Consider the following 19,644-nt stretch of genomic DNA (forward strand, 5'->3'; position numbering starts at 1 on the left):
TGTGGTGGCTGATGCCACCACAACTTCACACCTTCTGTCTCCTCACATCGAACCTTGATCATGAAAACTTCAATGATGGCAGCCATGGTGCTGCAGCTGGTGATGATGGCGGGATCAGTCCACGCCAACGAGATTTCGGATGGGCTGGCCGAGTCGGGCTGTACGCTGGACGTGCAGCGCAGTATTCCTTTGCAGGCCAGGCAACCGGGCACGTTGAAAATCAGCGGCTGTCAGGTTGAAGGAGCAGCAGAGGCATCACTGCCTTTTATTTCCATGTCTGTGCGCGGTGCCATGAGCGATGAGCTTGGCATTCTCAACAACGGCCAATATCACAAGGTGTCCGGCGAGAGCTTTATTATTTCGGATATCGTCAACAGTGATCTGGAATTCAATTTGGGTCTGACCAGCAGTCAACTGTTTTTTCCGGACAGTACGACGCTGTTTGAACTCAATTATATGTAAGCAAGCCAATTGCTTAGTGTAGATACCTCATTACGTGAGACCGTTATGCAATTCCTAGAGTAAATATATGAGCGTTTCAACATCAGACTCTGTGAGAAAAAAACATTATTCCAAAATGGCTTTTATGCTGTGCGTGCCCGGCCTGATGGCGGTGGCGAATCATGCATGGGCAGAGACGGAGTTTAATATTGATGCGCTCGATCTGGACGAACGAACCAAGATCGACCTCTCCCAGTTTGCCGACGAAGGCTACATCCTGCCCGGCGACTACTACCTCGAGATCGAGGTCAACAAGAACAAGCTGCCCCTGCAGAAAATCCCCTTCTACGAGACCGACACCGGCAAGGGAAAGGGCGGGGTGGCCTGCCTGCCGCAAGAGGTGATCCCCAAGCTGGCGCTGACCGACGAGGCCATCGCCAAGATCGACAGCTGGCACGACGGTCAGTGTGCCAACCTGCTGGCGCTGGACGGCGTGGTGATCGCCAACGACATCGGCAACGGCCTGCTGCGCATCGCCGTGCCCCAGGCGTGGATGAAGTACAGCGATCCCAACTGGATTCCGCCCGAGCAGTGGGATGAAGGGATCCCGGGGATGATGCTGGACTACAACATCAACGCCCAGATCAACGAGGGCGATGGCTACTCCAACCGCAACATCAGCAGCTACGGCACCCTGGGGTTCAACTACGGTGCCTGGCGCCTGCGCGGTGACTATCAGGCCAATGCCTACTGGGGCGACAACGATCGGACCACTTCCGAGCTGAACCGCATCTACGCCTATCGTCCGCTGCCGAACATGGCCGCCAAGCTGACGGTGGGCGAGCAGCAGCTCAACTCCCAGCTGATCGACGGTTTTCGCTATACCGGCGTCAACCTGGCCAATGACGAGCGCATGCTGCCGCCGAGCCTGCAGGGCTATGCGCCGGAAGTGAGCGGCATCGCCAAGACCAATGCCAAGGTGACCGTCTCCCAGTCTGGTCGCATCCTCTATGAGACCAACGTACCGGCCGGTCCGTTTCGCATCCAGGGGCTGGACAGCTCGGTGCGCGGCCGTCTCGATGTGCGGGTGGAAGAGCAGGATGGCAGCGTCAACTCGTTCCAGGTCGACACGGCGACCGTGCCCTATCTGACCCGTCCCGGCTATGTCAGATACAACCTGGCGGTCGGCGCCCCTTCCGAACAGACGGACTCGGTGCATGACGTGCACGGCCCTGCCTTCGTCACCGGTGATTTCTCCTGGGGGGTGGCAAACTCCTGGTCGCTCTATGGCGGCAGTCTGGTTGCGGGTGAATACAACTCCATGGGGCTGGGTATCGGTCGCGATCTCTATGCCTTCGGTGCCATTTCCGCCGACCTGACCCAATCCATTTCCAAGCTGCCCGGCCTGTCGACCAAGATTGGCCAGTCGGTGCGGGTGAACTACGCCAAGCAGTTCGATGAATACAACAGCTCGATCACCTTCGCCGGCTATCGCTTCTCCCAGCATGACTTCATGACCATGTCGCAGTTCCTCAATAACAAGGATCGGCTGGAGAAGAAAGAGAATACCTCGAGCGATGACTACAACAACTGGGGTGACAAGGAGCTCTACACCATCACCGCCAACAAGACCTTCTGGGCGGACGATGCGGCCAAGGCGCTGACCGTCTACCTGGACTACACCCACAGAACCTATTGGGAACATGACGCCGAGGATCGCTACGGCCTCACCATCAACAAGAACGTGAACATCGGCAGCTTCAAGGATGTCTCCGTCTATGTGTCGGCCTACAAGACCAAGACCGAGAACTACGAGGATGACAAGAGCGTCATGCTGACCCTGAGCATGCCGATCGGAGACCGAAAGAGCGCGGGATACAGCGTGCAGTCCTCCAACGGCAAGGTGACCCACCTGGCCACCTATCAGGACTACAGCCGGCCGGATGATACCTATCAGCTGGGGGCGGGCGTGCAGAGCAATGGCCACGCCGTGGCGCGGGGTTACTACAACCACAACAGCGACATCGGGGCGGTCAGCCTCAATGCCTACAGCGTGCAGAGCGAGTACACCTCGGTCGGTGCCAGCCTGCGCGGTGGCCTGACGGCGACCGAGCACGGGGCGGCCCTGCATCAGGCGACCCGTCGTGGCGGCACCCGCATGATGGTGGATACCGACAAGACCTCCGGCGTTTCCTTCAACAACGGCCGCGCAGTGACCAACCGCTTTGGCGTCGCGGTGATCAGCGACATGACCGACTATCGCAAGAGCGACACCCGGGTCGACGTGGATCAGCTGAGCGACGACATCGATGCGATGAACGCCATCAAGCAGGGGACCCTGACCGAGGGGGCAATTGGGTATAATGCCTTCGAAATCGCCGAAGGGTTCAAGCTGCTGGCCAACGTCAAGCTGTCCGATGGCTCAGTGCCGCCGTTTGGTGCCACCGTCGTCAGGGATTCCGGCCGGGTGCTCTCGGTGGTGGATGAAGATGGCCTGGTCTATCTGACCGGGGTGAAACCGAATGAAGCGTTTGAACTCTCCTGGGGCGGCGCCCGCCAGTGCAAGATAGTGGCACCGCAACAAGTAACCGATCTGTCGATGAAGACTCTCACTTGCAAGTAATGGGATACCGATGAAAAAGCTGCTCTCTTATACCTGTCTGGCTGTGCTGGGCATGACCTCGCTCAACGTCAGCGCTGCCATCGTGCTGGACCGTACTCGCGCCGTCTATCCGGGTGGTGCCAAGTCCATCAGCCTCAACATCAAGAACGAGAACCAGAAGCTGCCCTATCTGGCGCAGTCCTGGATTGAAGATGCCCAGGGGCAGAAGATCTCTTCACCCTTCGTGGTGCTGCCGCCGGTACAGCGGGTGGATGCCAACCAGAAGTCCATCGTGCGGATCGCCAGCGTGCCAGCCATCGACAGCCTGCCCAAGGATCGCGAGTCGATCTATTACTTCAACCTGCGCGAGATCCCGCCCAAGAGCGAGAAGAGCAACGTGATGCAGATTGCCGTGCAGTCCAAGATCAAGCTGTTCTACCGCCCCGAGGCCATTTTGCCCGAGCGCGGCGCCATCTGGCAGGATCAGGTGCTGATCACCAAGCAGGGCAAGGCCCTGCAGGTGAACAACCCCACCCCTTACTACATCACCTACGTGGGCCTCGGCCATCCGCAGGGCAAGGGGAGAACCGCCATCAAGGGCTTCTCCGCCTTTATGGTGGCACCCAAGTCCGAGCAGACGGTCAACATCCCGGAAGCGCTGGGCAATGAATTTGTGATCAGCTACGTCAATGACTATGGCGGATATATGGATATCAAATACCAGTGTGCAGGCAATGCCTGTAAAGCCGTGAAGGAGAGATAAAGATGATATTGCGTACGGGGGTACTTGGTATCATTTTTTTGTCCATGCCAGTGATGGCTATTAATGGTGAGATTAGGGCTGCCACAAAAACCTATGACATTGAACTTAAAAAAGAAGACATAGACAACCAGGTTAATGCAAAAAAAGAGTTCAAGTGGGATCTTAATAGTACTTATCCTGGTACGGCATTTTGTCCAGATCAGGATATTAGAAATCAGCCTATTTATTACAAGGCAGTAATGAGTGCAGGGTTACCCAGTGTTGGTGGTGGATTTGTCAAGTTAAACGAGTTTTTGGATCTCAAAGTTGATATCTGGATTGAAGGTAATCGTCGGGCATATGTGACTGCCCCTTTTACTGAAGAATCCAATCAGGGTCAGTTTACTTGCTACAAGAGCAAGGGCTCTGCAGATTTTGGTTTTAGAAGTGGTAGCAAGGGCATTGTGACGTTTCGCGTTCGTAAACCCATCATCAATGGCGTACAAATCGACGACCATGAAATAGTCGAGATGTTTGGTCGTCTGGGCAGAACGGATTCCGGATTCAATAACGAGGTCATGTCCAGAATCGTCATCAAGTCCTCGGTGTTGTATGTGCCAGAAAAATGCACCATCAACGGAGGGCAGACGATTGAGGTCGAGTTTGGCGATTTGCCAGGGACGGGATTGGATGGCAACAATTTTGAGAAAACTGTACCACTTAACTTCGTGTGCAGTGGTGGGGTATTTGATAAAGATGCCTCATTAAAAATTAACCTCGCCATTTCTGGTAAACCGACATCGTTTAGTCAGAGTTATCTCAGAACGACTCGAGACGGATATAAAGGTGGTGATGTTATCAATAATCTTGGCATCAAATTCAAACAGCTGGATGGCTCGACACTGAATCTGAATGATTGGTATCCGGTTTCCATGCAGGGAAATATCGGTGACTGGGGTTTTATTGCCGCCCCGATAAGTCCTGCCGGTGCTGAAGTTGCTGCAGGTGACTTCTATGCAACCGGTACAATTGTTGCCTCATTCCAGTAGGAGTCGATATGTTGCGCTTAGGCTGTTTGGGGTTGCTGATACTCCCGCTGTGGGTCAATGCGGCTGCTGATGATCTTGAACTTCTTGGAGGAGAGCTCAATCTCCATGGCCGGATCATCGATCAGCCGTGCGAGATTGCTCCCGAATCCATCGAGCAGGAGGTCGAGATGGGGGTGGTCGACGTGAAGGAGCTCTATGCCAACGGGGCCGGGGTCCAGGTGCCTTTCTCCATCCGGCTGACCAACTGCAAGCCGGGGATCTTTCGCATGGCCAAGGTGACCTTTACCGGCTCGCAGGATCCCCAGCTCGGCGGCGGGCTGGCGTTTACCGCCGGGATGGCCAAGGGCGTCGGGATCCGCCTCTATGACGTGACCCAGTCACCGCTGGATCTGGGCACCCCCTCCCGCGGTTATCTGCTGGGCGGTGCGGCAGACAATGAGCTGCAGTTCTTTGCCCGGGTGGAAGCGCATCCGGACGCGCTGGCTGCCAAGACCATCCAGCCCGGGGATTATTCCGCCGTGGCCAACTTTATCGTTGCCTATGAATAAGGTCAGAAGTCATTGCGCTGAATGACCTTTGAATTACCCAGACTGGGCCAGTTGATGACGCCGCCCAGATAACTGGAGAGGTAAATGCCCCCCGGCAACTGCACAAACTGTGCTTTCTGTTTAGGGGGGGTCAAGGCGGCCACCAGGGTTGCCACCATGCCGTTATTGGTCAGTGCCTTTTGATCGATGTAATTGACGATGGTATTTTTTACCTCTACCGAAATATCGCCATCATCCCGCTCCAGATCCCCGACGGAATCCAGATTGAACAGCGTCTGACCCTGGCTGTCGGTAGCTATAATGGTTGCCACGACTATTTCTCTGCTCAGCGTAACAATGAACTTGTTTTTTCTGGTCAGCTCAACCCAGTTGTCCGGCGCCTGGCAATTGCTGTGATATCGAACTGTGGTGTCGGTATTGTTGTAATAGTTGTGGGAAACATTCTTTCCCTGCTGGGCCATGGTGGAAATAACGCATTGCACCTCTTCGGCAAGCGGATGACCATTGCGCAATAAAAAGACATTTTCTGACAGCTGGCGACTGTTGTTGTCGATGGAGAAATAGCTGATGGCTTCTTTGCCGACCAGCAGGGATACCTGTTCATCATCCTTGCGCGAAATTTTCTGGACCAACGATGAGAGCGCATCGATCTTTACCTTCAATGCTTGCTCGGTATCACTGGTCATATAAAGAGAAACATGGCCAAGATTGATGGTGCGCAGCGTATTGGCCGTGGCATAGTGATATATGCTGATGACCAGCGCGGTCAGCGATGCCAGCAAGAGCGCAACCAGCAAAATACGCTGCGGGCTGAAATAGCGATCATATTTACGGCGGGTATATTGCCGTCTGACCTGGGGCACATTGGCGGTTGCGACCGTCTGAATTTCTTCATTCGGCACTGCCTCCTCGGTCTCTCCGGCCACTTCAATGGGGGCGCAGAAGATATATCCCACCCGCGGGATAGTATCGATCGCATCCATCAAACCGAATGATTCCAGCTTTCGTCTCAACGAGAGGATCTGCCGGTTCAGGTTGGTGTCGGTATTGTCCTGGTTCGGCCACAAGGCATCCTGCAGCTTGCTTCTGGCAATGACACTGCCTGCCTCATCACACAGCATCTCGAGCAGCTCGGCTTCCTTGTTGCTGAGCTTGATGTCCTTGTCTCCTTTCGAGAGTCGGAATATTGCAGCGGAGAAAAAGATATCCTCTGCAATTTTATAATTTTTGTTACTCATGTGTGACTCGTCTTACTGCCAAGGAGAGCATTTTACCACCATGCAGTCTTTGTTCAAATAATGGGAAATTGGCAATATCTTTAACTATCAACTAGTTACCTTTGCGTTTAAATGCATGGCGGGGAATATGGTACTACAGGCGGCTCGTTCAGTTCAAAAAACACGCAAAAAGAGGGTCGTGTATGTAATCGTTCTCACTTCCCCCTGCCTGTGAGGGGTATTTTGACGCCGCCAGCATTTTCTTTCGAATAAAGTGTGTATTTGGATGGCTCCACCATGTCTGAAATTGTCGCATGGCTGATCATTGTTCCTGCAGCATGCGCTGATATTGCCTGCGCTGCGGCTTGAGCTGCCCCCCGAGATCGGGCCAGGGATGCCACTGATCTGGCACCATGAAGCCGGGCAGGGTCTGCCGGATCCAGGTCGCCAGCTCGGCATAAGGGCGCGGCTCGCCATGCCAGTCGATAAAGGCTGCCGGCCTCTGCCCCCACTCGTCGCTCGGCACCGGCACCACCAGCGCCTGTGCCACGGCAGGGTGATCCACCAGCCGCTGCTCTATGGTTTCGGGCTGAATGTTCTCGCCCCCCGAGATGAAGAGGTTGTCGAGCCGCCCCTCCACCACCAGTTCGCCATCTGCATTGAAATGCCCCTTGTCGCGGGTGTGGAACCAGCCGTCCTCGTCGAGTGGCCGCGCCAGCCCCCCTTCCTTGAAGTAGCCCGCAAACAGCGTCTCGCCGCGCACGCAGATCTCCCCCTGGCGGATGCAGACCTCCCGCCCCGGCAGCGCCTTGCCCACCACGCCGGCGGCGGCCGGCCGGCCGGTGCAGACCTGGCTGCCCATCTCGGAGAGGCCGTAGCTCACCTTGGGCACCAGTCCCATGGCGGTGAGCCTGTGCACCAGCGGCAGGGGGATGGCGGCGCCGCCGAGCAGCAGCTCGCGCAGCCGGGTGCGAGCGGGATCGAAGCCCTGCGCCAGCAGTCGCCAGAGCTGGGTCGGCACCAGGGATAGATGGGTGATGGGTTGTTGTTCGAGCCGCTCCCTGAGCGGGCGGCTGCGATCGTCCAGCACCAGGGCTGCGCCCGCCAGAAAGACCCGAAACAGGATGGCGTAGCCGCCGACATGAAACAGCGGCAGGGAGAGCAGCCAGCCGCACTCGGCATCGAGCGGGATCTGGCTGGTGGAGCCTCGCGCCGAGGCCAGGTGGTTGGCCAGCCGGTGCACCACGGCCTTGGGGGTGCCGCTGGAACCCGAGGTGAGGATCATGTTGTTGAGCCGGTCAGGATCCAGCATGCAGTCGCCTTCGTCCGCCACCAGCTCACGGGTGAAGTCGAGCCGTAGCGGTTGCCAGCTGCCGGCCGGGATCTCGCCCGCCGACCAGCAGGCCCTGACGTCGAGCAGGGTCGCCAGCTCCGTTTGCCGGGTCAGCGGAAAGGCGGGGTTGAGCGGGCAGAAGACGATGGCGCTGCGCACGCAGGCCCAGGCCAGCAGCACATCTTCCAGCGCACCGCGTACCACGGCAGCGAGGCGATCTCCCGGTTGCAGGCCGGCCATGGCCAGCTGTTGGCACAGGCTGTTGAGCCTGGCGTCCAGTTGCCGGTAGGTGAACGGGATGGCGGCATGAATGGCGATGCGAGCGGGAGTGGATCGCGCCCAGTGACGCACCGGGCAGGGTTCGGGATGGGAGTGATGGTCAGACAAGGGTGGCATGCAGGCCCCTTCAATCGTGGTGAAACAGGGGCTCCAGCAGGCTTGGATCGGGTTTGCCGGCGGCGTCCAGCAGATCGGCGGCCAGCCAGCGCCGGGTATCCAGGCCGGGGGCCTGTTCCGGTGCCCATTCGCCGGCCAGATGGAACAGCTGGTTCAGACCGACGCCGGATTCGAAGCAGGAAGAGACGATGACCTTGAGGCGCAGCTCGTGGGCCCGGGCTACCAGCGCCTCGCAATGGGCCAGCGAGCCGAGCAGGGTCGGCTTGAGCACCAGGGCGCGCAGCTGGGGAATGGGTTCCCACGGCTTGCCCTGGGCCAGCAGCTCGTCGATGGCCACCGGCATGCCGGTGCGATTGGCCACGAAGGCGATGTCGGCAAAGTCGGCGCAGGGGTCTTCCAGATATTCGATCCGGTTTGGATCCAGATGACCGCAGAAGGCCCAGGCCTCCTCGCGGGTCCAGCCCTGGTTGGCGTCCAGCACCAGCTTGAGGGTGGGAATGCGGTCGCACAGCAGGCGGATCAGCGCCAGCTCGTCGCGCATGGGGTAACGGGCCACCTTCAGCTTGGCCTTGTTCGGGGTCTTGTGCAGCCAGTTCTTCCAGTTCTTCAGCAGCTCCTGGGGGGAGCCCTGAATAAGGGGATAGGGTTCGGGCAGCGGGGCTGTCTGGGCAGGCCAGCAGCGGCGGGCACAGTCCAGCCCGAATTGCACCGAAGGGAGCTGCGGGGCTATATCTTGCCCCGCCGCCAGCCGTTCCAGACAGACGATGGCCTCGGCTTGCGCCTCGGCCAGGCTCTCGCGGGAGAAGCCGGGCAGGGGGGCGATTTCCCCCCAGCCGTCGTCAACGCGGACCAGCAGGCCCTCTCGCGCCACCTCCACCTTGCCGTGAAAGGTCAGGGGCTGGGTAAAAGGCAGTTGGTAGCGATAGAGAGCGAGTGTCATCAGGGATTCCGCTTGTATTTGGAGAAGTCGGGACGGCGTTTCTCGTTGAACGCGTTGCGCCCTTCCTGACCCTCTTCGGTCATGTAGAACAGCATGGTGGCATTCCCTGCCAGCTCCTGCAAGCCGGCCTGGCCGTCGCAGTCGGCGTTGAGGGCGGCCTTCAGGCAGCGCAGCGCCATCGGGCTGTTCTGCAGCATCTCGCGGCACCAGCGCACGGTTTCACGCTCCAGCTCCGCCAGCGGCACGACGGTATTGACCAGCCCCATGTCGAGGGCTTGCCGGGCATCGTACATGCGGCAGAGGAACCAGATCTCGCGGGCCTTCTTCTGGCCGACGATGCGCGCCATGTAGGAGGCACCCCAGCCGCCGTCGAAGGAGCCCACTTTCGGGCCGGTCTGGCCAAACTGGGCGTTGTCGGCGGCGATGGTCAGATCGCACATCATGTGCAGCACGTGGCCGCCACCGACCGCATAGCCGGCCACCATGGCAACGACCGGTTTCGGGCAGGTGCGGATGTCGCGCTGGAAGTCGAGCACGTTGAGGTGATGGGTGCCCTCGTCATCGCGGTAGCCACCGTAGTCGCCGCGGATCTTCTGGTCGCCACCGGCGCAGAAGGCTTTTTCACCGAAGCCGGTCAGGATGATGGTGCCGACCTGATCGTCGTAGCGAGCATCGGCCAGCGCCTGCAGCATCTCTTTGACGGTGCGGGGGCGGAAGGCGTTGCGCACCTGGGGGCGGTTGATGGTGATCTTGGCAATGCCATCGCCGGACTTGTGATAGAGGATGTCCTCGTAACCGGCGGAGCAATCACGCCACTCGACGGGGGCATAGAGTTCCGCTTCAGTCATTGCTTCAATCATGACGCTTCTCTTCTTGTTGTTGGTTGACCCACTCCGCGAGGAGCCGGGCAAAGGCCTCAGGCTGGTGGGCATGCAGGTTGTGGCCGCCATCCAGCTCCAAGTGGTTGATTTTGCTCTGCTGACTCGCCATGAGGCAAGCCAGCTGATGGAATTTGTGATCCCGCCTGCCGCTCACCCAGGTGACCGGCAGCGTGCCTTGCGCCAGCCAGGGGGCCAGGTTCGGCTGCTTGCCAAGGGAGGTGGCGCGCAGCATGGCGGCCACGGCCTTGCCGTCGTTGCCAAGGCGGCGGGATATCTGGCGGGCGCGGGCTGCGTCGTCCAGATCGGCGAACACCCCCTGCCGATACCAGTCCGCCAGCACGCTCGCCAGGGGCTCCTGCTCGAAGCGCCGGGCCCAGCTTTCGTCGTGGGTCAGGCGCGCAGCGCGCTCTTCGGCGGGTAGGCCGGGGTGGCAGTTCTCCAGCAGCAGGGCCTGCAACCCAGCCGGGGCCTGGCTGGCGTGATAGAGGGCGAGCCGCCCCCCCAGCGAATAGCCCGCCAGCCGGTAGTGGTCGATGTCGCGTGCGGCCAGCTCGTCGCAGAGCCAGCGGTGAGCCTGGTCAAAACCGCTCACCCACACAGCCTGGTTGCTGCCGTGACCCGGCAGATCCAGCGCCAGGCTGGGGAGGTCGGCCAGGGCTGCCTGCACGGGTTGCCAGTCGTTGGCATCCCCGAGCAGACCGTGCAGCAGCACCAGCGTCGGCTGGTCGGCACTAGCTGCCACGGATCGCGCTTCCCAGTGCCTTCAGATCCTCGGCGACTTCGCTGCTGGGGACCTTGATTTCAATCAGCGTTACCCCCTTTTCCAGCGCGGCGGCGTAGTCCCGCTCAAAGTCGGCGAGGGTGGCCGGCGCCCGGTAGTGGAGGCCGAACATGGCGGCGGCGTGTTCGAAGTGCAGGCCGTGGGGCAGGCAGTAGTAGGTCTCCAGCAGCGCGTCCTGGGTCGGCACCGGCAGCATGCGAAAGATGCTGCCGCCGTCGTTGTTGAGCAGGATCACCACCAGCGGCCGGCTCGACTTACCAAGCAGGGCCAGGCTGTTGAGATCGTGCAGGGCGCTGAGATCGCCGAGCAGCAGGGTGGTGGGCTCGTCGCTGTCCGGCTCGATCGATTGTGCGAAGCCGTAGGCGGTGGCGATAAGGCCGTCGATGCCGGAGGCGCCGCGGTTGGTCATCACCCGGCTGGGGCCCTTGCCCGCCTCGCCGAGCATGTCCATCAGCCGGGCCGGCATGCTGTTGCCAACAAACAGCTGGCCCCTGATCAGCTGGTTCAGGCGATGGCACACCCCGAGTTCGGAGAAGCGCTCGCAGGCGCTGCGCACCTGTTGGCTGACGGACTGCTGGCGCTCCGCCAGCCGGTGCCAGGGCAGGTGCGGGTGCGCCACCGGATGGGCGGCGGCAAAGGCGCCGGGTTCGCACAGCAGGCGGCGGCGCAGCCGGTAGTCCGGGTCGAGTCGGGCCGGCTGCGGATCCACCAGCCAGTAATCCTGCCAGGAGTGCTGCTTGATGAACTGACCGAGCCGCTTGGAGATGAGACGGGCGCCAAATTGCAGCAGCACCTCGGCGCGGGCCAGTTCGGCCACGAAGCCGCTGTGCTGCAGGGCGAGATCGGCGTGCACCAGGTTGCGGCCATCGAAGCGCAACTGGCTCTGCAGGTCGGCCAGCAGGGGCCAGCCGAGCCGCTCGGCCAGGGCGGCGACAGCTTTGGCCTGGGCGGGATCCTGAATGCGGCCGGCGACGATGAGGCCGCGCTTGCCCTGCAGCTCGTCCCAGTCGGGTTGACGGGGGCAGGGGGCCTGCGCCAGTTGCCAGGGGCTCCAGGGCTCGGACGAGCGGAGCCAGTCGCCGAGGGGGGCCAGATAGGCGGAGAAATCCAGGTACTCATCGCCCGGATAGAGGGGCTCCGGGTACATGCAGTTGAAGTGCACCGGCCCCGGCGTGCGTGCCTGCTGGGCCAGCGCCTGATCCACCGAGCTCAGCACGAAGGCGGCCGGGATGGTGGCGGTGGGGCTCGGCAGGTTCTGCTGATAGACGGGGTAGCGGCCGAAGATCCCCTGCTGATCGATGGCCTGATTTGCCCCGTTGTCGATGAGCTCGGGCGGCCGGTCGGCCGAGAGAATGATGAGCGGCACGCCGGTGAGCTGGGCCTCGGCCACCGCTGGCCAGAGGTTGGCCACCGCGGTGCCCGAGGTCATGATCACCGCCACCGGGCGGCCACTGCCCTTGGCCAGCCCCAGCGCCATGAAACCGAGACCGCGCTCGTCAAAGTGAAGATGGCGGCGAAAGCCGGGGTGGGCGGCGGCTGCCATGGTGAGCGGTGCCGAGCGCGAGCCGGAGGCCAGTGCGATGTCGCGCACGCCGAGGCGAAAGAGCTCCTCCAGCAAGAGGGAAGACCAGACGTGGTTGAAGGTGGCATGGTGACTGGCGAACGCTTGGCTGGCAGACATGAGGCTCTCGTGGTGAGGAGTCGATGAGAAACGCTATCCCAGCAGGGAGAGCACATTGGCGATCTTGTTGTCGAGTTCTGCCCACTCGGCGGCAGGCTCGGATCCCGCGACGATACCGGCGCCGGCAAACAGGGTAATGGCCTGCGCCGTGATGCGGGCGCTGCGGATGGCGACCGAGAACTCGGAGGTCTCCCGGCTCAGCATGCCGCAGGCGCCGGCATACCAGCCGCGATCATAGGGCTCGCGTTCACGGATGAAGGCCAGCGCCGCCTCGCGCGGAGCGCCGCCCACCGCCGGGGTGGGGTGCAGCGCCTCCAGCAGTTGCCAGTCGCAGACGCCGGGCTTGAGTTCGGCCTCGATGTCGCACTTGAGGTGCTGCAGCAGCCGCAGTTTGAGAATGCGCGGCTCGGTCAGAGTGGCATCCGTGGTGAGCGGCGCCAGCCGGCTGAGGATGTCGGCGTGCACCAGCCGGTTTTCCAGCCGGTTCTTGCTGTCGGCCAGCAGCTCGGCGGCCAGCGCCGCGTCGGTCGCCTCGTCGCCGGAGCGGCGGATGGTGCCCGCCAGCGCCTCGGTGAAGAGGTGCTGCTGTTCGCGGCGATAGAGCCGCTCGGGGGAGCAGGCGATGAAGCTCTGCTCGGGGGAAAACTGGAAGCCGAAGTGAAAGCAGTCCTGGCCGTGCTGTGCCCAGCGGGCCAGCAGCGACCAGGGGACGACGGCCTGCGGCTCGGTGGCATTCGTCGCACCCTCATGGGTGAGCCGGCTCTGGCGCGACAGCACCACCTTGGGGGTGTGGGCCTGGAAGTCGGGGGCGGTCACCTGCTCGACCAGCGTCTGCCACTGGGGCTGGCTCGGGCAATCTTCCCGCTGCCACGGGTGGCGGGCCAGCGGGGGCAGGGGCGACTCCGGCTGGAGGGCGTCGAGGGCGGCGGCGGCGGCCTGCAGTTCGGCCTCGAAGGCGTCGCTGCCGGTCTGCTCCGGCAGCCAGAGGTTGAGGCAGAGGGTGATGCACTCGCCGCGGCGCACCAGCTCGATGCGGGGCAGCACGAAACGGCAGGGGCCGAACCCCTGCCAGCCGGGCTGGGTCGGGTCGAATGCCAGCCCGCCATAGTAGCGGGGGCTGTCGTCATGGGGCTGGCTGGTGTGCTCGCAGACCTGGCGGATCGCCCTGGGCTCGGTCAGCTCGCGCAGGCAGCCCAGCGCCACGTATTCGGGTTTGTCCTGTCCTCTGGCATGCCAATAGATGCGGGGATAGAGAGTCTGCGCCGTCAGCCAGCCCAGAAAGGAGCGAACCTCGATCGCGACGCGCAGTCGCACGAAGCCGCTGGCATTGCCATGACGCAGGGCGTCCAGTTGTTGCTTGATATGGGTCTGAGCCAACATGGATTTCGTCTATGAGCCGATAGTGACGGTCCATCCTGCAGAAGGATGCCGTTGGTTTATGCCAAAGGAGCGATTATTCCTATATATTATCTGCCCATTCGTCCATGTAAATCGCCCGGGGAGCCAACTCCCGAGGGGCCAAGTATACCGAAATCCGGTTCGATAACCCTTAACACGATCAATATCTGATTGTTTGGCCATCACAATATGACAAATACCTTATCTATTTGGTTGTTGGCGGCGCGTTTGCGAACGTTGCCGCTGGCGTGCTCCTCCATTTTGCTGGGATCCGGGCTTGCGGCCAGCCGCGGCGCCTTCGACGGCACCATCATGGCGCTCTCCCTGCTGACCGCCATTCTGCTGCAGATCCTCTCCAATCTGGCCAATGACTATGGGGATGCGGTATCCGGGGCGGACAATGGCGAGCGGATCGGCCCCCAGCGCGCCGTGGTTTCCGGCCTCATCACCCGCAAGCAGATGTGCGTGGCCATGGCGCTGACCGCCCTGGCCGCCGTGGTCAGCGGCCTCGCCCTGCTGGGCTGCGCCTTCGGCGATCAGTGGCTGCAGATCCTCACCTTCGTGCTGCTCGGTGGCGCCGCCATCGTGGCCGCCGTTACCTATACAGTGGGCAAGACCCCCTACGGCTATCGCGGCTTCGGCGACATCTCGGTGTTCCTCTTCTTCGGTCTGCTGGGGGTACTTGGCTCCTACTACCTGTTCACCAAGACCCTGCAGTGGGATCTGCTGCTGCCGGCCACCGCCTGCGGCCTGCTGGCGACCGCCGTGCTCAACATCAACAATGTGCGCGACATCGAGACCGACGCCGCCAGCGGCAAGATCACCCTGGCGGTGCGGCTCGGCCGCAACCGGGCCATCGCCTATCACTGGGTGCTGCTGGGAGCGGCGCTGCTGGCGACCATCGCCTTCATCCTGACCCAGACTGCCAGCTTCTGGCCCTGGATCTTCCTGCCCGCCATGAAGCCGCTCACCGATGCCGCCAGAACCCTGCGCCAGAGCTTCGATGGCGAGGTGCTGACCGGTTCGCTCAAGAAGACCGCCATCAGCGCCTTCCTCTACAGCCTGCTGCTCTCCATCGGACTGGCACTCTCCTGAGTCGCGACCTTGTCTGGCAATGAAGAAAGGCTCCCGCAGGGGAGCCTTTTTGCTGGTTGAGGTATGCTGTCCGGCCATTCACTCATCGGGCAGGAGGGCCGCCATGCGCGACTCGCTCAAGCAGAAGATCATCCAGGTGTGCCAGCATAAGATTGCCCAGAAGGGGGAGACGGTCGGGGTCTCCTTCTATGGGTTTTTTGCCAACCGCAATGACGACCCCGAGCTGCTGATGGAGGCGGCGACCTGGTGGATCCAGACCCAGCGCCTCGATCACTTCGAGAAGGCGAGGAAGATCCTCCAGCTGGTGGAGCAGGAGTAAAGACGGGTTGAAAACCAGCGGGCTCCCATTCGGGAGCCCGCTGGCTGGTGCGTCAGGTTGAGGTAACGCTAGCTGGCCCGTGCCAGCCTGGGAGCCCGACGGCGGGCGAAGAGCAAGCTGTCCAGCAGCCAGATCACCAGCATGGAGCCGCCCACCAGCGGGAAGCAGATGCCAAGCAGGATCAGCAGGACAAGGGCGCCGCGCATGGGGGGCAGGCTGGTCGGCAGCGGCGGGGCGGCGAGGCGGCCCTGCGGACGACGGCTCCACCAGATCCAGAGCCCGCTCACCGAGCTCAGCAGCACCAGCAGGCAGATGAGCAGCATGGCGAGCTGATGGGGCCAGCCGTAGAGTTTGCCCATGTGCAGCATGACGCCGGTTTCCACCGTCTTGGCGACCGGGCCGTAGTCCTGCCAGCGCACGTCAGCCAGCACCTTGCCGCTGTATTGATCGATGTGCAGGGTGGCGTCGTTGCGCGGATCATCGGCAAAGATGGCGATGGTGTAGACACCGCTCGCCCCGGCCGGCGGCGTGATGCTGTAGCCCGGCGTGACCCGGCGTGCGGCGGCGATCTCCACCACCTGCTGCAGCGGGATGCGGTGCTCCGCCATCATCATGCCGTCGTGCTCGCTACCGTGTCCCATGGCGCTGTGGTCGTGGGCCTTGGGCTCGGCCGAGCTGGGGATGGGGGTGTTCTCCACCGCCCAGGGCACGGTCTGCTGGTGGGCATGGTTGAGGCTGCGGGCCAGGGGCGCCGATTTGGGTACCTCGTTCCACATGGCGGCCGGGAAGCGGTTCCAGACGGCGGCAAACTGATCGCCCCAGAAACCGGTCCAGGTCATGCCGCTCAAGAGCAGCAGCAGCAGGAAACCGGCGCCCCAGAGGCCGACCACGGCGTGCAGGTCGCGCCACCAGAGCCGGCCACGCTGGCTCCAGCGCGGCCACAGGATGCCGCTAACCCCTGGCCCCTTGCGTGGCCACCAGAGATAGAGCCCGCTCAGGAGCAGCACTATGCCCCAGCCGGCGGCCAGCTCGATCAGCCTATCTCCGGTGGTGCCGAGCAGCAGATCGGCGTGCAGGGCGCGCGCCACCGCCTGCAGATTCCACTTGTTGTCCATGGTGCCGAGCAGGGCGCCGCTGGCGGGATCGAGGAACAGGGTCAGCTCGCTGCCGCCCTGGCGGACGATGAACTGGGCGCTGGCCTCCGGGCCTGTGGGGGGCAGGTATTTGCTCAGGCTGGCGTCCGGCATGGCCGCCATCGCCTTTACCAGCAGCTGGTCGGCGCTGAGCGGTTGGCTGACGGAGGCGACCTTCATCAGCTCGGGATACATGAGGTTGTCGAGCTGGGGCTTGAACAGATAGACGATCCCGGTCAGCGAGAGCAGGATCAGGAAGGAGGCGACGAAGAGACCCGCATAGAAGTGCCAGCGCCAGATGCGCTGATAGTGGTTCGCGTCCCGATTTTTCATCTCTGTTCCTTGCGCCTTGGGTTAACGTTTCAGTTGGTGGAATGTTGGTGGCGGCGCGGATGATAACAGCAACGTTTTGTTAACTGCAACAGAACATGATGGCTGGCCGATGGGGTCGCCGAGTGCACGCCGAACCGCTTTGCCACCAGTCAGAAGGTGGCGCAATCCCCTCTGGCCGAACCTTGTCAAAATGGACTTTTGGCAGAGAGATCATTACCTTGTTGCAACATAAGAGAGTGCTTGCACGGCGAAGAATCCAGGGAAGGAGGCAGACGTGAAGTTGCGACCCCACGGCCATTTCGAGATGCAGCGACAGGGCCAGGTGCTGATCTGCCGGCCGAGCGGCCCCTTCAATCTGGCGGGGGCCATGGCCTATGAGGCGCAGTTCAGCCAGCAGATCGCCAGCCTGAGTGCCGGGCCCTGGGGCATAGTCGAGGTGGCGACCGAATTCGAGGCGGCAGGGCCCGAGGTGCTTGCCCGTTTTCGCCGTCAGTTCGAGTGGTGCGCCAACAATGGCTGCGCCTTTCTGGCGGTGGTGCTGGCGGGCAGTTTCAAGCAGTATCTGGCGGATCAGGTGTTCAGCGGCTTGCCGTTTCAGGGGATCCGTTACTTCGAGCAGACCGACGAGGCACTGCACTGGCTGGAGCAGCAACTGGCCGGGCTAGCCTGAAATAGACCGCAATGCGACTGATGCTGGTGGGCAGTTCAATCCAGCCTGATAAACCACTTGTCCCGTTCGTCGATACAGTCCGGTTCACCCATCTCGAACTCACGACAGATCAGGGGGCGTACCTCGTAGATGCGGCACATCATGGTGTTGCGATCGAGCGCCGCACACCAGCCATCTTCCAGCCGGTGCATCACAGGCACCTCGCCTTCCCGCTCTTCCACATAGCGATCCGGCACGCCGGTATCGGTAAACAGCATCACCTCGAGGCGGCAGCAGCAGGCCTCGCAGTTCTGGCAGCTCACTTCTGGGGTCGTCATGGCACCTGCCTTGTTCTCATGGGCACGGATAAATATGAAACAGGCGCCGCTGGGGCGCCTGTGGTCTGAACCTTAGCCCAGTTTGCGGGCACGGTAGCTGCGCCCCTTGATCTTGCCTTCCTGCAGTCGCTTGAGCGCCGCCTTGGCTACGCCCTGCTTGACCGCCACGTAGGAGTACTGCTCGGCGATCTGGATCTTGCCCACGTCGCTGCCGGCAATGCCGCCTTCGCCGGTCAGCGCGCCCAGGATGTCACCGGCGCGCACCTTGCTCTTGCGGCCCGCATCGATGGAGAGGGTCACCATCTGCGGGGCTATGGGTTTGATGGCGCGGCCGATGGCATCGAGATCCCCCAGCGGCAGCGGGGCCTGCTGGTACTCCTCGATGATGTTGACGCGCTGGGCCTCGTTCGGCTGGTAGAGGCTCAGGGCCAGGCCCTGCTGACCGGCGCGGCCGGTACGACCGATGCGGTGCACGTGCACCTCGGGATCGTAGGTCAGCTCGTAGTTGATGACGGCGCCCAGCTCCTTGATGTCGAGACCGCGGGCGGCCACGTCGGTGGCCACCAGGATGGTGGCGCTGCCGTTGGCGAAGCGCACCAGCACCTGATCCCGCTCGCGCTGCTCCAGGTCGCCGTTCAGCGCCAGCGCCGAGAAGCCCTTGGCGGCCAGGTGGTCGGCCACGTCGTTGCAGGCGCGCTTGGTGTTGCAGAACACCACGCAGGAGCTCGGCTGGTAGTGGCTGAGCAACCAGCCGAGGGCGTCGAGGCGCTGGCCGGCCGGCACTTCATACAGCTTCTGCTCGATGGCGCTGTCTTCGTGCAGGGACTCCACGCTCACCTCGACCGGGTTGCGCTGCACACCGCGGCTCATCTGGGCGATCCCCTCCGGATAGGTAGCGGAGAACAGCAGGGTCTGGCGGTCGCGCGGGGCGTGGCTGATGACCCGGTTGATGTCTTCGCCAAAGCCCATGTCCAGCATGCGATCCGCTTCGTCCAGCACCAGCGTCTTGAGGCCGTCCAGCTCGAGGGTGCCCTGCTCCAGGTGCTTGAGGATCCGGCCCGGGGTGCCGACGGCGATGTGGGCGCCAAAGCTCAGGGTGGCGGATTGCGGTGCGGTCGGGGTGCCGCCGCACAGGGTGACCAGCTTGACGTTGGGCAGGGTGCGGGCGAGACGGCGGATCTCGGTGGCAACCTGATCGGCCAGCTCGCGGGTCGGACAGAGCACCAGCGCCTGCACCTCGAGCCGGTTGACATCGAGGTTGGCAAGCAGGCCGAGGCCGAAGGCCGCGGTCTTGCCGCTGCCGGTTTTTGCCTTGGCGATCAGGTCTTTGCCATCGAGTACCAGGGGCAGACTCTGGGCCTGGATCGGGGTCATCTGCAGATAACCCAGGCTGGCGAGGTTGTCCTGCAGGGCGGGGGAGAGGTTCAGGCTGCTAAATTCGTTGTTCACAAAAAGACTCTATATCGGAGAAAACGGGCTGCGCCGTGCGCAAGGGCGCGCATTGTATCAGAAAGCGCTGCCGGGTGTGGCGGATTTTTGAACGACTGGACGGCGACGATGGCGGGGCCGCCGCCGGAGAAAAACGGTGGCGGCATGTTGTCCGGCTCGCCTGAAAATACCCCACTGCCTTTCGGGAATTAGCTGAAAGAGGCCGGGCCATTCATCGCAAATAAGATAAACGTTTGTCATTTTGATTTGATTAAATAAATTCGTCGTAAATTTAACCTCACCGCTATGACGCCATTCGCCAGGTTTTAAATAAATGTGA

At 61.8% G+C, this 19,644-nt stretch carries 18 protein-coding genes; 8 read left to right on the plus strand and 10 right to left on the minus strand.

All coding sequences use genetic code 11. The features are described from left to right. Positions 1-72: 72 nt before the first annotated feature. The 5 genes from AB5Y81_RS00220 to AB5Y81_RS00240 all read left to right on the plus strand — a co-directional run bounded on the left by AB5Y81_RS00220 (position 73) and on the right by AB5Y81_RS00240 (position 5,382). Positions 73-462, plus strand: a complete 390-nt coding sequence (locus tag AB5Y81_RS00220; RefSeq protein WP_010635268.1) for a hypothetical protein — start codon at positions 73-75, stop codon at positions 460-462. 67 nt (positions 463-529) lie between these two features. Further along, positions 530-3,064 carry a fimbria/pilus outer membrane usher protein gene (locus AB5Y81_RS00225; protein WP_341536314.1) on the plus strand — a complete coding sequence of 845 codons (2,535 nt, stop codon included), beginning with the start codon at positions 530-532 and terminating at the stop codon, positions 3,062-3,064. A 10-nt stretch (positions 3,065-3,074) separates the two neighbouring features. Next, positions 3,075-3,806, plus strand: a complete 732-nt coding sequence (locus AB5Y81_RS00230; RefSeq protein ID WP_010635266.1) for a molecular chaperone — start codon at positions 3,075-3,077, stop codon at positions 3,804-3,806. Between the two features lie 2 nt (positions 3,807-3,808). After that, positions 3,809-4,834 carry a fimbrial protein gene (locus AB5Y81_RS00235; RefSeq protein ID WP_010635265.1) on the plus strand — a complete coding sequence of 342 codons (1,026 nt, stop codon included), beginning with the start codon at positions 3,809-3,811 and terminating at the stop codon, positions 4,832-4,834. A gap of 8 nt (positions 4,835-4,842) precedes the next feature. Then, positions 4,843-5,382, plus strand: coding sequence for a fimbrial protein (locus AB5Y81_RS00240; protein ID WP_368146508.1), 540 nt, complete (start codon positions 4,843-4,845; stop codon positions 5,380-5,382). 2 nt (positions 5,383-5,384) lie between these two features. On the opposite strand, the gene AB5Y81_RS00245 is transcribed toward AB5Y81_RS00240, so the two are convergent. The 7 genes from AB5Y81_RS00245 to AB5Y81_RS00275 all read right to left on the minus strand — a co-directional run bounded on the left by AB5Y81_RS00245 (position 5,385) and on the right by AB5Y81_RS00275 (position 13,991). Continuing rightward, the gene (locus AB5Y81_RS00245; RefSeq protein WP_279484933.1) at positions 5,385-6,620 is read right to left on the minus strand and encodes a winged helix-turn-helix domain-containing protein; all 1,236 of its coding nucleotides are present in this window, start codon (positions 6,618-6,620) and stop codon (positions 5,385-5,387) included. Between the two features lie 301 nt (positions 6,621-6,921). Further along, positions 6,922-8,328: an AMP-binding protein gene (locus AB5Y81_RS00250; protein ID WP_279484932.1), complete on the minus strand. Its 1,407-nt coding sequence runs from the start codon at positions 8,326-8,328 to the stop codon at positions 6,922-6,924. Between the two features lie 10 nt (positions 8,329-8,338). Continuing rightward, positions 8,339-9,268: an o-succinylbenzoate synthase gene (gene menC, locus AB5Y81_RS00255; protein ID WP_024942303.1), complete on the minus strand. Its 930-nt coding sequence runs from the start codon at positions 9,266-9,268 to the stop codon at positions 8,339-8,341. Next, positions 9,268-10,116, minus strand: a complete 849-nt coding sequence (gene menB / locus AB5Y81_RS00260; protein WP_279484931.1) for a 1,4-dihydroxy-2-naphthoyl-CoA synthase — start codon at positions 10,114-10,116, stop codon at positions 9,268-9,270. Before menB ends, menC begins: the two co-directional genes overlap by 1 nt. Before the next feature lie 4 nt (positions 10,117-10,120). Continuing rightward, positions 10,121-10,891 carry a 2-succinyl-6-hydroxy-2,4-cyclohexadiene-1-carboxylate synthase gene (gene menH / locus AB5Y81_RS00265; protein ID WP_201989590.1) on the minus strand — a complete coding sequence of 257 codons (771 nt, stop codon included), beginning with the start codon at positions 10,889-10,891 and terminating at the stop codon, positions 10,121-10,123. Next, positions 10,881-12,611 carry a 2-succinyl-5-enolpyruvyl-6-hydroxy-3-cyclohexene-1-carboxylic-acid synthase gene (gene menD, locus AB5Y81_RS00270; RefSeq protein WP_279484930.1) on the minus strand — a complete coding sequence of 577 codons (1,731 nt, stop codon included), beginning with the start codon at positions 12,609-12,611 and terminating at the stop codon, positions 10,881-10,883. Before menD ends, menH begins: the two co-directional genes overlap by 11 nt. A 33-nt stretch (positions 12,612-12,644) precedes the next feature. Continuing rightward, a complete protein-coding gene (locus AB5Y81_RS00275) occupies positions 12,645-13,991 on the minus strand; it encodes an isochorismate synthase (protein ID WP_279484928.1) in 1,347 nt (448 codons plus the stop codon). Between the two features lie 207 nt (positions 13,992-14,198). Here AB5Y81_RS00275 and AB5Y81_RS00280 point away from each other — a divergent pair, with 207 nt between their 5' ends. Next, entirely contained in the window at positions 14,199-15,104 is a 906-nt protein-coding gene (locus AB5Y81_RS00280; RefSeq protein ID WP_201892487.1) for a 1,4-dihydroxy-2-naphthoate polyprenyltransferase, read from the plus strand. Between the two features lie 103 nt (positions 15,105-15,207). Then, positions 15,208-15,423, plus strand: coding sequence for a DUF6500 family protein (locus AB5Y81_RS00285; RefSeq protein WP_279484927.1), 216 nt, complete (start codon positions 15,208-15,210; stop codon positions 15,421-15,423). Between the two features lie 68 nt (positions 15,424-15,491). Here AB5Y81_RS00285 and AB5Y81_RS00290 read toward each other — a convergent pair whose 3' ends face one another. After that, positions 15,492-16,889: a PepSY domain-containing protein gene (locus tag AB5Y81_RS00290; protein WP_279484926.1), complete on the minus strand. Its 1,398-nt coding sequence runs from the start codon at positions 16,887-16,889 to the stop codon at positions 15,492-15,494. Positions 16,890-17,163: 274 nt separating this feature from the next. On the opposite strand from AB5Y81_RS00290, the gene AB5Y81_RS00295 reads away from it, so the two are divergent. Next, positions 17,164-17,559, plus strand: coding sequence for a hypothetical protein (locus tag AB5Y81_RS00295; protein ID WP_024942309.1), 396 nt, complete (start codon positions 17,164-17,166; stop codon positions 17,557-17,559). A 35-nt stretch (positions 17,560-17,594) separates the two neighbouring features. Here AB5Y81_RS00295 and AB5Y81_RS00300 read toward each other — a convergent pair whose 3' ends face one another. Beyond that, on the minus strand, positions 17,595-17,876 hold the full coding sequence (locus tag AB5Y81_RS00300; protein ID WP_024942310.1) for a YkgJ family cysteine cluster protein: 282 nt from the start codon (positions 17,874-17,876) through the stop codon (positions 17,595-17,597). Between the two features lie 72 nt (positions 17,877-17,948). Beyond that, on the minus strand, positions 17,949-19,325 hold the full coding sequence (dbpA, locus tag AB5Y81_RS00305; RefSeq protein ID WP_279484925.1) for an ATP-dependent RNA helicase DbpA: 1,377 nt from the start codon (positions 19,323-19,325) through the stop codon (positions 17,949-17,951). Between the last annotated feature and the right edge of the window lie 319 nt (positions 19,326-19,644).

This window comes from Aeromonas sp. s2, assembly GCF_040907935.1.
Taxonomy (GTDB): domain Bacteria; phylum Pseudomonadota; class Gammaproteobacteria; order Enterobacterales; family Aeromonadaceae; genus Aeromonas; species Aeromonas dhakensis.

Bases quoted from the DNA above. Each gene is read 5' to 3' on its own strand.
- AB5Y81_RS00300 (WP_024942310.1), bottom strand. From the start codon at position 17,876: ATGACGACCCCAGAAGTGAGCTGCCAGAACTGCGAGGCCTGCTGCTGC.
- AB5Y81_RS00240 (WP_368146508.1), top strand. From the start codon at position 4,843: ATGTTGCGCTTAGGCTGTTTGGGGTTGCTGATACTCCCGCTGTGGGTC.
- menD (WP_279484930.1), bottom strand. From the start codon at position 12,611: ATGTCTGCCAGCCAAGCGTTCGCCAGTCACCATGCCACCTTCAACCAC.
- AB5Y81_RS00285 (WP_279484927.1), top strand. From the start codon at position 15,208: ATGCGCGACTCGCTCAAGCAGAAGATCATCCAGGTGTGCCAGCATAAG.
- AB5Y81_RS00245 (WP_279484933.1), bottom strand. From the start codon at position 6,620: ATGAGTAACAAAAATTATAAAATTGCAGAGGATATCTTTTTCTCCGCT.
- menC (WP_024942303.1), bottom strand. From the start codon at position 9,268: ATGACACTCGCTCTCTATCGCTACCAACTGCCTTTTACCCAGCCCCTG.
- AB5Y81_RS00280 (WP_201892487.1), top strand. From the start codon at position 14,199: ATGACAAATACCTTATCTATTTGGTTGTTGGCGGCGCGTTTGCGAACG.
- AB5Y81_RS00290 (WP_279484926.1), bottom strand. From the start codon at position 16,889: ATGAAAAATCGGGACGCGAACCACTATCAGCGCATCTGGCGCTGGCAC.
- menB (WP_279484931.1), bottom strand. From the start codon at position 10,116: ATGACTGAAGCGGAACTCTATGCCCCCGTCGAGTGGCGTGATTGCTCC.
- AB5Y81_RS00230 (WP_010635266.1), top strand. From the start codon at position 3,075: ATGAAAAAGCTGCTCTCTTATACCTGTCTGGCTGTGCTGGGCATGACC.
- AB5Y81_RS00275 (WP_279484928.1), bottom strand. From the start codon at position 13,991: ATGTTGGCTCAGACCCATATCAAGCAACAACTGGACGCCCTGCGTCAT.
- AB5Y81_RS00250 (WP_279484932.1), bottom strand. From the start codon at position 8,328: ATGCCACCCTTGTCTGACCATCACTCCCATCCCGAACCCTGCCCGGTG.
- AB5Y81_RS00235 (WP_010635265.1), top strand. From the start codon at position 3,809: ATGATATTGCGTACGGGGGTACTTGGTATCATTTTTTTGTCCATGCCA.
- AB5Y81_RS00225 (WP_341536314.1), top strand. From the start codon at position 530: ATGAGCGTTTCAACATCAGACTCTGTGAGAAAAAAACATTATTCCAAA.
- AB5Y81_RS00220 (WP_010635268.1), top strand. From the start codon at position 73: ATGATGGCAGCCATGGTGCTGCAGCTGGTGATGATGGCGGGATCAGTC.